Annotated in this window: 8 protein-coding genes and 2 pseudogenes; 9 read left to right on the top strand and 1 reads right to left on the bottom strand. The window is 59.4% G+C overall.

What is annotated here, in order from left to right; genetic code table 11:
* The 3 genes and pseudogenes from AC07V0_RS13700 (at position 1) to AC07V0_RS13710 (ending at position 4,691) form a co-directional block, all read left to right on the top strand.
* Positions 1 to 2,403, top strand: a pseudogene (locus tag AC07V0_RS13700) (aldehyde dehydrogenase family protein).
* A gap of 40 nt (positions 2,404 to 2,443) precedes the next feature.
* Complete coding sequence (locus AC07V0_RS13705; protein ID WP_167331179.1) at positions 2,444 to 3,733, top strand: phenylacetate--CoA ligase family protein; 1,290 nt, start codon at positions 2,444 to 2,446, stop codon at positions 3,731 to 3,733.
* Positions 3,733 to 4,691, top strand: a pseudogene (locus AC07V0_RS13710) (GNAT family N-acetyltransferase). Before AC07V0_RS13705 ends, AC07V0_RS13710 begins: the two are co-directional and overlap by 1 nt.
* On the opposite strand, the gene AC07V0_RS13715 reads toward AC07V0_RS13710, so the two are convergent.
* Positions 4,680 to 5,606, bottom strand: coding sequence for a LysR family transcriptional regulator (locus tag AC07V0_RS13715; protein ID WP_495019632.1), 927 nt, complete (start codon positions 5,604 to 5,606; stop codon positions 4,680 to 4,682). The pseudogene AC07V0_RS13710 and the gene AC07V0_RS13715 overlap by 12 nt on opposite strands.
* 115 nt (positions 5,607 to 5,721) lie before the next feature.
* Here AC07V0_RS13715 and AC07V0_RS13720 point away from each other — a divergent pair, with 115 nt between their 5' ends.
* From AC07V0_RS13720 to glgA, 6 genes are all read left to right on the top strand, one after another.
* Positions 5,722 to 6,717, top strand: a complete 996-nt coding sequence (locus AC07V0_RS13720; RefSeq protein WP_495019633.1) for an aldo/keto reductase — start codon at positions 5,722 to 5,724, stop codon at positions 6,715 to 6,717.
* A 240-nt stretch (positions 6,718 to 6,957) separates the two neighbouring features.
* Entirely contained in the window at positions 6,958 to 7,404 is a 447-nt protein-coding gene (locus AC07V0_RS13725; protein WP_495019634.1) for a DUF411 domain-containing protein, read from the top strand.
* The gene (locus AC07V0_RS13730) at positions 7,404 to 7,838 is read left to right on the top strand and encodes a YqaA family protein (protein WP_138867644.1); all 435 of its coding nucleotides are present in this window, start codon (positions 7,404 to 7,406) and stop codon (positions 7,836 to 7,838) included. Before AC07V0_RS13725 ends, AC07V0_RS13730 begins: the two co-directional genes overlap by 1 nt.
* Before the next feature lie 235 nt (positions 7,839 to 8,073).
* The gene (locus AC07V0_RS13735; RefSeq protein WP_018926118.1) at positions 8,074 to 9,117 is read left to right on the top strand and encodes an alpha/beta fold hydrolase; all 1,044 of its coding nucleotides are present in this window, start codon (positions 8,074 to 8,076) and stop codon (positions 9,115 to 9,117) included.
* 13 nt (positions 9,118 to 9,130) lie between these two features.
* Complete coding sequence (locus tag AC07V0_RS13740) at positions 9,131 to 10,084, top strand: D-2-hydroxyacid dehydrogenase family protein (RefSeq protein ID WP_495019635.1); 954 nt, start codon at positions 9,131 to 9,133, stop codon at positions 10,082 to 10,084.
* A 570-nt stretch (positions 10,085 to 10,654) separates the two neighbouring features.
* Entirely contained in the window at positions 10,655 to 12,241 is a 1,587-nt protein-coding gene (gene glgA / locus AC07V0_RS13745) for a glycogen synthase GlgA (RefSeq protein ID WP_018926120.1), read from the top strand.
* The last annotated feature ends 13 nt before the right edge of the window (positions 12,242 to 12,254 follow it).

Genomic DNA, 12,254 nt, shown 5'->3' on the forward strand with positions numbered 1-12,254 from the left:
ATGTACCTGATCAATGGCCAACTGCGCGACGACATCTCTGCCCAAAGCGCCCTCGACCTCCTTCAGCAACCGCTGCCCCGGCTGCTGGCTACGCCGATCGACAGCGATATCGTGATCGAGTCCGCCGCTTGCTTTGCCACGCAGTTGCAAGCTCGCAGCCTGGATCTGCCCCTGGACGACGACCAATGTCAGGGGCTTATCGACTTCTGCCAGCGCAGCAACCTGAGCACCAAACTTGAACGGGAATTGGGCCCGCAACCGCGTTCACTGCGGCGTATCGACTACCGCCAGCCAAGCTTCGAAAGCTGGCATCCATTGGGGCTGGTGGTGCATATCACCCCGGGCAATGCGCCGATGCTGGCGTTCTGCGCGATTCTCGAAAGCCTGCTGGCCGGCAACATCAACTGGCTGCGCCCCAGCTCCAGCGATCAGGGTTTGACCGCACAATTGCTCGCCGCCCTTTTGCGTTGCGACACCAGTGGCAGACTGGCCGAATTCGTAGCGGTTCTGCCGGTGGACACCTCCTATATCGCTCAACTCTGCGCCAAGGCCGATGGGGTATCCGCCTGGGGCGCAGAAGTGGCGCTTAAATCGATCCGCCAGCAAATCCCGTCCGGCTGTCGCTGGATCGATTGGGGACACAAAATCAGCTTCGCCTACCTGTCACCTGATGCGGCGTCGCCTTCGGCGCTCGATGCCCTGGCGGATGAAGTCTGTCGACTGGATCAACAAGCGTGTTCCAGTCCTCAATGGGTGCTGGTGGACAGCAACGATCCGGCCGTCTTGCAGAACCTCGGAGATCGACTGGCCGAAGCCTTCAACCGTCGCGCCCCACACTGGCCGGCATTAACGCCGACAGATCAGGAAGCATCGGAAATCACCACCCGCACCGCCATGGCACGGCTCGATCAGTGCTTTGCCAATCAGACCGGCCAAGTGTGGACTGGCCTCGGATGGCGCGTCATCTGGGAGCACCATCAAAAGCTCGCGCCGTCACCGTTGTTTCGTACGATTGTGCTCAAACCGGTTCCTCAGTATCTGCTCGCCGAGACGCTGCAGCCCTGGCGCAACTTCCTGCAAAGCTGCGCGTTGATGTCCCCCTCGGCAAAAACGCCTGAGCTCGTTCGAACATTGGTCAATGCCGGCGTCAGTCGCATTGCACCTTGCGAATCGATCCATGACGGATACACCGGCGAGCCCCACGATGGCGTCTACGCGCTGTCGCGTCTGAGTCGCCGCCTCTCGGTGAGTTTGCCCCAGCATGTCTTAACAGGTCATGCAACGCTCGACCCAGTTCCGCCCGCCCCCGACACATCCCATGACCCGATCATGGACAAGGACACTTTTATGGCCCAGCCGATCGGGTCCGCAGCACAGCTGTACTTCCGCTCCGGCGGTAGCAGCGGGACCCCGGCGCTGGCTGGCTTCAGCTATCAAGACTTTCATCGACAAATGCGCGCCTCGGCCGACGGCATGTTCTGCGTCGGGCTCGATCCGTCACTGGACCGGGTGATGAACCTGTTCTACGGCGGCAACCTTTATGGTGGTTTTTTCAGTTGTTCCAACATTCTTGAACGGATGGGGGTTGTGCATTTGCCCATGGGGGCTCCCCAGGACGATGACTTCAGCGAAATCGCCCGACTGATCGTGGAGCAGCGTGTCACCGTGCTGATCGGCATGCCCAGCACGTTGCATCGGCTGTTTCTCAAAGAGCAGGCCCGACTTCGCGCTTATGCCGGTATCGGCAAAGTATTCCTTGGCGGCGAACATCCGGGAGAAGCCAGTCGGCGCCTGATGGAAAGCTGTGGGGTGTCGACGATTCGCTCCGCCATGTATGGCTCCGTCGATGCAGGCCCCCTGGGGCATGCCTGCCGGGCAACGGCGGACGGCGTATTCCACTTGATGAGCGAAATCCAGCATCTGGAAATCGTCCAGCTCGAACAGGATGCGCCGGTACAAGCCAATGAGATCGGCCGCCTGCTGTTTACGTCACGCGCCCGGCAGGGTCAGCACGTGCGCCGATATGACATCGGCGACACCGGCCGCTAGATACCCGGAACCTGCCCTTGCGGACTGGAGACGCCGCGATTCGAACTGCTGCAGCGGCACGACAAACTGGTGCGCATTGGCACGGAGTTCATTTCGCCCGCGGCGCTGGAACTCAGTGTGGGATCCCCCATTCAAGTGGTCCTGGACCACACCGCCAACGGGGTCGAACGCATGTACGTTCTCGCGGATGCAGACGCCGAGTGGGTACACGAAAAACTGCTGACCCACGAAGCCTTGGCGAATGCGGTGCGCGCTGAACTTTTAATTGTGGAGGTGACAACATGCGTTGAACAAGCATTCACCCGAAACAAACACAGTGGCAAACCCCCCTTAGTTATCGATCAACGAAAATAAGAGAAGTCGACGCAAGACGCCCACTATAAAAGAGAATCCCGTGAAGCCAACTTATTCGCTTGAACAACTTGTACCTTATATAAGACAACACTCCAACTTCTACCATAAACATCTGGAGCACTTGCCCGAGAACGGGCTTACTTTAAAAGATCTGCCATTAACCCATGTGGCCGACTATTGGTCCGGTAGCAACGACTTGAGTCATTGGTCAGTCCTGACCGGAGATGTCGATGATGCACTGGTATTAAAAACCGGAGGCTCGACCAGCCAAGGCAAACTTGCGGTTTACTCCTACGAGGAATGGCAAGCCTTGGTTAGCACGTTCGGCGCCAGCCTCTCAGCTCAACTGAACAATGGCGACCGGGTTGCCAACCTGTTTTTTTCAGGGGATCTCTACGCCAGCTTTCTGTTCGTCCACGACTCCCTGGCCTATGTCGAGCGATCCATCTGCGAATTTCCGTTTACCGGAAACGTCGAGCCGGACGTATTGGCGGATGCCATAGAGCGGCATCGGATCAACGTTCTGGCCGGCGTACCGGCACAACTGCTGCAATTCTGCGCCTACCTGGCGCAGCATCGGCGTGTGTTGTACGGGGTCGAGACGCTGTTATATGCCGGCGAAAGCCTGTTTGCTCCGCAGTTGGCAATCCTTGGGGAAATGTTCCCCAATGCCCGTATCGCCTCGATCGGCTACGCCAGCGTAGACGCCGGGCTGATAGGCGCCAGCGATCGCGACTGCGCATTGGGCGAGCATCGGGTGTTCGATCAACAAACCCTGCTGGAAATCGTCGACGAACACACCGGTGAAGTGATTGAAGAGTGCGATCGCACCGGGTTGTTGGTACTGACCAACCTGACACGCCGGCTTATGCCGCTGCTGCGCTACCCAGTGGGCGACCGTGCCTGTTGGCGTGAGCCGGCCGCAACCCCGAGGCGTAAATTCGCGCTCAAAGGGCGCAGTGCCCACAGTCAACGAGTACGAGTCGGTGTGTTGTCGCTGTTCACTGAAGAAATACACGAGATCGTCCAGCGTGTAGCGCACAGCGAACAATGGCAATTGCTGATCGAGCAGACCGGCCCCAAGGATCTGCTGAGCGTGAAGTGGGTGCCCGAACCTCAGTTACAAGCCGTCGAACCGGTGCTCCGCGAATTGCGTGAAGCGCTGCTCGCCCACTACCCCGCCATCGACGACCTGAGCCGCGAGGGTCTGCTGGAGTTTCGAGTACTGCCTTGCGCAACCACAGACTTGAAACTCCACCCTCGCTCGGGCAAACAACTGCGGGTGCTCGATTTGCGAGTGTATGACGTTCCCTTGCAGGAGTTCGTGTGATGACCCCGTTGATAATTCGCGCCTACCGCCCTTCCGATGCAAACGCAGTGAGTCGATTGTTTCAAGAAGTCTACGGCGATCATTACGCTCAGCCGGATGTTTACCTGCCGAACATGATCAATCAGCACAATGCCGAGGGTCACTGGCAATCAATGCTGGCTGTGGATGACACAGCCGTCCTCGGTCATGCCGCGTTGCGACGCGACACACCTTCGAATACCGCGGAACTGGCCCTCACCGTGGTACATCCCGCCGCGCAGGGGCAGGACATCGCCACTCGTCTGGGCCGCGAACTGCTGAGACAGGCAGGTTCTCTGGGGCTTAAAAGCGCCTCGATCATGCAAGTGACCCACCATCCCTACACGCAACGCATCGCAAAAAACTCGGTTTCCACAACACTGGACTGCTTCCCGACTACGTCCCCTCGCCATTTGGCGAACCACTTCCGGAAACCATGGTGATGTGTTGCCACATGATCGAAGGACACACACGACCACTCCCCGATATCCAATGGCCCGAAAGCTGCCGGGCGCTTATGCAGCACCTGTGCTCGGTGTTCGGAACCCACCAGGACACTCCGCGCCTCGCCACGTCCTTGCAAATTGAACAACATCAGCATCGGGTCGACATTATCATTCAGCATTTGAACAATGATTTACTTGAGCAACTCCGGCAACTGCCCTGGCACTGGGTGATCTCGGCACGGCTCGAACTGTCCCGGCACTTCGCCCGGGACTTGTGCAGTTTTTCGGCGCTGGGCTTCGCCTTTACCGGCTTGATGCCTACGTCAGGTGACAATGGCTGGTTCGCCCTGTTTCATCGGGGCGTGCAGGTTCGATCCCTCGATCTGGGCTGCGTATACATGCAACAGTTGCATGACGATTTGCAGCAGAACGCGAGCGCCACGAGAAGCCAGCGCTGCGCCGATGCACCCATTGGAGCCCGCTCAGCCGCGTGAGGGTTGCCTGTAAAAGTCATTACCCGGCTGAGCGCAAAGTTCCACCAGCCAGTCGACAAATACCCTAACCCGCCGGGACAACTGGCGGTGAGGAGGATAGAGCGCCGTCAGCGGCATACCCGGTGGCGGCACATCCCTCAGGACCTCGATCAAACGTCCCTCCTTCAATTGACGGGCAACGTGATAATACGGAGCCTGGACCAAGCCATATCCCGCCTCACACGCCGCCAGATAGCCATCGGAGCTGTTGACCGCGACGTGCTTGGGCAGGTCGATCAACCGCAACTGCCCATCGACGACAAACTCCAGTCCGTAGCGTTTGCCCGTGCTATTGGAAAAGTACTCCACCATCTGATGCCCCTTCAGATCCTCCAGACACCGCGGAGTCCCGCAACGTTGCAAGTATTCGGGACTCGCACACGTGACCTGATCCAGTGTGGCCAGCGGTCGCGCCACCAGTGATTCGTCCAGGGCCGAGCCGCCCCGCAACACGCAATCGACACCTTCGCGGATCAGATCCACAGTCCGGTCATTCAAACCGATTTCCAGCTCGATCAAGGGATAGCGTGCAGTGAATTGCGGCAATGCCGGGATCACCATCAAACGCCCCACTCCCGCCGGCATATCCACTCGCAACAGGCCTTTGGGGTTGTGGCGAGCAGCGGAAAACACGGCTTCGGTTTCCTCCAGATCCGCCAGCAACCGCACGCAACGCGGGTAATAGGCTGCGCCATCGAGCGTCAGGCTGATTTGCCGGGTGGTGCGTTGCAGCAGTTGCACGCCCAGGTGGGCCTCAAGTTGCTTGATCAGAATGGTCACGGAGGCACGCGGTAATTGCAGGCTGTCCGCCGCCTTGGCGAAGCCGCCCAGTTCGACGATTCGCGTGAATACACGCATGGCGTTTAAACGATCCATGGTCAGGACTCGATGATTATTTAGAAATTACGAACAGTGATAGCACTTTTAGCCGGTTTATCTTCGTTCTGTCGAGATCGACACTAAGCGCCTACATCCACAGGGAGTTCATTTCATGCAAACACGTCAACTGGGCAAGAACGGACCACAGGTGTCAGCCATCGGTCTGGGCTGCATGGGCATGACCGATTTCTACACCACCGGCGTGGACACCCGCGAAGCCACGGTAACGCTGCATCGCGCGCTGGAGTTGGGGATCAACCTGCTCGACACGGCAGACATGTACGGCCCACACACCAACGAAGAGCTGATCGGCAAGGCGATTGTCGGCAAGCGTGACCAAGTGTTCCTGGCCAGCAAGTTCGGCATTGTCCGCGACCCGTCCAACCCCGGCGCGCGTGGCGTCAACGGTCGCCCGGAATACATTCGCGAAGCGATCGACGGCACCCTCAAGCGCCTGGGCGTGGAATCCCTGGATTTGTATTACCAGCACCGCATCGATCCGCAGGTGGCCATCGAGGAAACCGTCGGCGCCATGGCCGAACTGGTGAGGGCCGGCAAGGTGCGTTACCTGGGATTGAGTGAGGCCTCGGTCGATACACTGGAGCGAGCGCACAAGGTTCATCCGATCAGCGCCCTGCAAAGTGAATATTCGCTGTGGAGCCGCGATCAGGAAGAGAACGGTTGCCTGGCCGCATGCCAGCGCCTGGGCGTGGCCTTTGTACCTTATAGCCCGTTGGGCCGGGGCTTTTTGACCGGGGCACTGAAAAGCCCGGATGACTTCGCCGCAGACGACTACCGTCGCTTCAGCCCGCGTTTCCAAGGGGAAAACTTTTCCAAAAACCTGTTGCTGGTGCAGCAGGTACAAACGCTGGCCGCCGACAAAGGCGTGACAGCCGGCCAATTGGCCTTAGCCTGGGTCTTGGCTCAAGGGGATTACCTGATCCCGATTCCGGGCACCAAACAACGTAAATACCTGGAGGAAAATGTGGCCGCGCTGGAGGTGAAACTGAGCCGCGAAGAGTTGCAGGCCCTTGAAGCGATATTCCCGGCCAATGCCACCGCTGGCTTGCGCTATCCGGAAGAGGTCATGAAGTTGCTCGACCGGTAGCCGTTGCCCTTGCCGTAGGCTTGCAAATTTTACAGTTCGTAAGTCCCCCTGAGCGCCGGTTTTCGACGCTCAGACGGCACACCTGACATTTTTGTCATTCCTCGCTCATTCAGCTGACAGCATCAACCTGCGATGATCTGGCCAGCCGACCTTGTATAACTTAGAAACACTCGCGCAATGCCCAGTCGGATAAAAGAGTCAAAATGCACCTTTTTGGCCGTAACCCGAGACGAGACTCCCATGCGAACCCACCTGCGTCTGGCTGCCCTGAGCGCCCTCTTCATCTCCTCCCTGGCCCAGGCCGCCGACCTGATCCCGATCGAAGTGCACCGCGACGCCAATTGCGGCTGCTGCAAAAAATGGGTCAGCCATCTGGAAGCCAACGGCTTCAAGGTCGAAGACCACGTCGAAGCCGATATGAGCCAGTTCAAGCAACAACACGGCGTACCGCCTCGCCTGGCGTCGTGCCACACCGCCTTGATCAACGGCAAGTTCGTCGAAGGCCATGTGCCGGCCGACCAAGTGCTGGCCTTGAGCAAACGTGACGATCTGTTGGGAGTTGCAGCCCCCGGTATGCCGATGGGCTCGCCCGGGATGGAAATGGGCGGCATGAGCGATGCCTATCAGGTGATCGGCCTGCAAAAGGATGGCACTGACGTGGTGGTGGCGGACTACCCCGCCCATTGATGTTCGGTGCCTACATCGGGTTGTTTCTCGCGGCGTTCGGCGCCGCGAGCCTGCTGCCCTTGCAGTCCGAAGCGGTGCTGGTGGGGTTGTTGCTCAGCGACCGGTATTGGCTCTGGTCGCTGTTGGCAGTGGCAACGCTGGGCAACGTGCTGGGGTCGCTGCTGAACTGGTGGCTGGGACGCGGCATCGAGCGGTTTCGCGAGCGGCGTTGGTTTCCGGTCAGCCCTCGTCATCTTCAACAAGCCCAAATACATTATCTGCGCTACGGTCATTGGTCCTTGCTGCTGAGTTGGGTACCGATCATCGGCGACCCGCTGACGCTGGTGGCCGGCGTCATGCGCGAACCGCTGGGGCGTTTCCTGATGATCGTGACCCTCGCCAAGGGTGCCCGCTATGGCGTACTGGCAATGGCCACGTTGGGCTGGATGGGTTGAACGAAAGGCCCCGTGTATCGGCGTTCGGCGGCGAAGCCTTCGTGAATCCGGCTGACGCAGTTTGCCTGATGCACTGAAAGCTCTGGTTTGACGACTGCTACGCAGCCGAACGCAGCCTCGCAGGCTCGGCAGCTGCTACAAAAAGAGTGCATCGCGAGGGGAATGGCTTGACTGCGTTTAATGTCACCCTAATCACGCCAATCCAGCATCGGCGGATTTCCTGTGGAGTTTCCCCATGTCGCCCATCCTTTCCCGCTGGTTACCCGGCCTGCTGCTAACGGCGGCACTGCCGGTTCTCGTTTATGCCCAGAACCAGGCCCAGGCCGAAACACCAGAATACGGCCTGGAACTCCAGGGCTTTGACTACCCCTACACGGTCAAGCATTTCGCCTTTCAATCCCAGGGCAAATCCCTGCAAATGGGCTACATGGACGTTGCCGCCCAAGGCAAGGCCAACGGCCGCAGCGTGGTGTTGATGCATGGCAAGAATTTCTGCGCAGCCACCTGGGACAGCTCGATCAAGGCACTGAGCGAGGCCGGTTACCGGGTCATCGCCCCGGACCAGATCGGCTTCTGCACCTCCAGTAAACCGGACCACTATCAGTACAGTTTCCAGCAACTGGCGAGCAACACTCAGCAACTGCTCAAAGCCCTCGGCATACAAAAGGCGACCCTGCTCGGCCACTCCACCGGCGGCATGCTCGCCACCCGCTATGCGCTGCAATACCCCGATCAGGTCGAACAACTGGCGCTGGTCAACCCCATCGGCCTGGAAGACTGGAAAGCCCTCGGCGTGCCATATCGCTCGGTCGATCAATGGTATGAGCGCGAGCTGAAAGTGACCGCGCAAGGTATTCATGACTACCAACGCACCACCTATTACGACGGCCGCTGGAAGCCCGAGTTTGACCGCTGGGTGAACATGTACGCAGGCCTGGCCAAAGGACCGGGCAAAACAGCGGTGGCGTGGAACTCGGCGCTGATTTACGACATGATCTTCAACCAGCCGGTGTACTACGAGTTCAAGGACCTGAAAGTGCCGACCCTGCTGTTGATCGGCACCTCCGACACCACGGCCATCAACAAAGACATCGCACCGCCCGAGGTCAAGGCGAAAATCGGTCATTACGATGTACTCGGCAAGCAAGTGGCGAAGCTGGTCCCCCAATCGACACTGATTGAATTCCCGGGTCTGGGCCACGCGCCGCAGATGGAGGAGCCGGCGAAGTTTCATCAGGCGTTGCTCGGCTGGCTGAACAAAACCAATCCCGTTCGTTGATGAGGTAAGGCTGATGGCGGTGCAGATTGCGGTGATCGATGACTGGCAGGACGTAGCGCGCGACGTGGTGGACTGGTCAGTGCTGGACAGCATCGGCCAGGTGAGTTTTATCCATGACTACCCGGCCGATAACGAAACCCTGGCCGAGCGCTTGGGCGCATTCGAGGTGATCTGTGTGATGCGCGAGCGCACCCGGTTCGACGAAGACCTGCTGCGCCGCTTGCCCACCCTCAAACTGTTGGTCACCGGCGGCATGCGCAACGCCGCCCTGGACCTTAAGGCCGCCGCCGCGCTGGGCATCCAGGTCTGCGGCACCGACAGCTACAAACATGCCGCGCCAGAACTGACCTGGGCACTGATCATGGCCGCGACCCGCAACCTGGTGGCCGAAGCCAACGCCTTGCGCGCGGGCTTTTGGCAGCAAGGCCTGGGTGGCGACTTGCAGGGCAAGACGCTGGCGATCCTCGGCCTGGGCAGTATCGGTCAACGGGTTGCCCAATTCGGCCAGGTGTTCGGCATGCGCGTCATTGCGTGGAGCGAAAACCTCACCAGTGAACGAGCGGCCGAAGTCGGCGTGACCTATGTCAGCAAGCAGGAACTGTTCGAGCAGGCCGATGTGCTGTCGATCCATCTGGTGCTCAGCGAGCGCAGCCGAGGGCTGGTGGACGCTCAGGCGCTGGACTGGATGAAGCCCACGGCATGGCTGGTCAATACCGCGCGCGGGCCGATTGTCGATGAAGCGGCACTGATCAAGTCCCTGCAGAAAAAACGCCTGGCGGGCGCGGCCCTGGACGTGTTCGAGCACGAGCCGTTGCCCCGCCATCATCCGTTCAGAACCCTGGACAATGTGTTGGCCACGCCCCATGTCGGGTACGTCAGCCGACAGAACTATCAGCTGTTCTTTTCGCAGATGATCGAGGACATTCAGGCTTGGGCGGCCGGGGCGCCGATTCGGTTGCTGGGCTGAGACGGCGTTATCGTTCTTCGCGGGCAAGCCGCGCGCCCACATGTGAAATGCATTCCCCTGTGAGAGCGAGGCCTGCCCGCGAAGAGTCCCTCAAATCCACCACACCCTCCTAAATCCTGCGCACCACAATGGTGCAATCCCTATTCCATCGTGCCCAACTATCGTGACTTCCCGGTCCCGTCTTGACCCACCCAAAAAAACAAACCTGCCCTTCGTCGGTGCGTTCCCCCATAAACCCCGTGTGTTTTGTACCCTCCCCCAACCGATTGTCGAACAATTTGTCCGGTTGACCACCCCCCTCTAGGTTCTGGCCTAGACTGTTTTCGGGGAATAAAACCGACTGGTCATTCGGTGAAATAAATAGAAACTTTTCGTATTGGCTTCAGGTCAGCTGAAAGGTAGGGCACAGCGACTGGTGCATTCCTTGCAACAGCCACTTCACCCATTGAGCTTCAGCGCATGGGCAGCACTTGCTCACCGATGCGTAGCGCGTTTGCGCCCGGCCACAGGAATTGGCCAACACCGTTTGTGCCAGGTTTGGAATCAGATCAACAACACGGGGAGATGCATATGATCAATACGGCGTTAGATGTTCAGGGAGAACGTGCTCATCAACAGGTCGGCGAAGCCAGCACCGTGGGAGCCCTTACCGCCAAATCGGTCAGCGTCCCGGTCACCAAGGCGTTGGCACCGGTAGTCCGTCAGAATCCCAACAAGAAAAAAGTGTTGTTCGTCACCTCGGAGATTGCCGATCTGGTGAAGACCGGTGGCCTGGGAGACGTTTCCGCCGCGCTGCCGCGAGCCATGGCTCACCTGCACGATGTCCGGGTGTTGATCCCCGGTTACCCGCAAGTGCTGAACAGCGAAAATCCGATTCATATCATCGGTGAACTGGGCGGGCACGCCGCGTTGCCGCCCTGCAAGATCGGGCGCATGGACATGCCTGACGGCCTGGTCATTTACGTGTTGATCTGCCCTGAACTGTACGAGCGCGAAGGTTCACCCTACGGCGCCAACAACGGCCGTGACTGGCCAGACAACCATATTCGTTTCGCCCGCCTGGGGCTTGCGGCCGCCGATATCGCCGCCAACCTCGCACAAATTCACTGGTGCCCGGATCTGGTGCATGCACACGATTGGCCCGCCGGCCTGGCCCCTGCCTATATGCACTGGCGTGGCCAACGCACCCCGACCCTGTTCACCATCCATAACCTGGCGTACCAAGGCGTCACCAGCCTCGGCTCATGCCCGGAACTCGGTATTCCCGTGCATGCCTTGCAGCAGGAAGGCATGGAGTTTTACGGCAAGATGTCGTTCCTCAAGGCCGGCATGGCCTACTCGAGCCACATCACCACCGTCAGCGCCACCTATGCCCAGGAAATCACCACACCGGCCTTCGGCTGCGGCCTCGACGGTTTTCTCGCCGCCAAGACCCAGCAAGGTCTGCTCAGCGGGATTCCCAATGGCATCGATGAAAGCTGGGACGCAGCCACCGATCCGCACCTGTTCCACCCGTTCGGCATCGGCGACTGGGACGGCAAAGCGGTCAACGCGGCGCACGTTCGCCGGTTATTCGGCCTGGATGATTCCGAAGGCCCGCTGTTCGCCGTGGTCTCGCGGCTTGTCTACCAGAAAGGCCTGGACCTGACCGAAGCGGTGGCCGAATACATTGTCGCCAATGGCGGCCAGATTGCGATTATCGGCCGCGGCGAACCGGAAGAAGAACAAGCCATGCGTGAGCTGGCGTTGCGCTTCCCCGGGCAAATCGGCGTGCACATCGGCTTCAATGAAACCGACGCCCGCCGGATGTTTGCCGGCAGTGATTTCCTGCTGATGCCTTCGCGTTACGAACCTTGCGGCCTGAGCCAGATGTACGCCCAGCGCTTCGGTTCATTGCCGGTGGCGCGCAATACCGGCGGCCTGGCCGACACCATTGAAAACGGCGTGACCGGTTTTCTTTTCGACGAATCCACCGTGGAGAGCTATCGCGAAGCCCTGAGCCGCGCGTTCAAGGTGTTCGCCTTCCCCGGCCTGCTCAACGCCATGCGTTGCCGGGCCATGGCGGCGCCTTTCAACTGGTGCAAGGCGGTCGAACCCTACGCCGAACTCTACGAACAACTGGTGGCTAAAGCGCTGGGTAAATCGGGCAAACAGTAAGAGGTTTTCAACG

The organism is Pseudomonas sp. GW821-FHT01E10, from assembly GCF_059422365.1.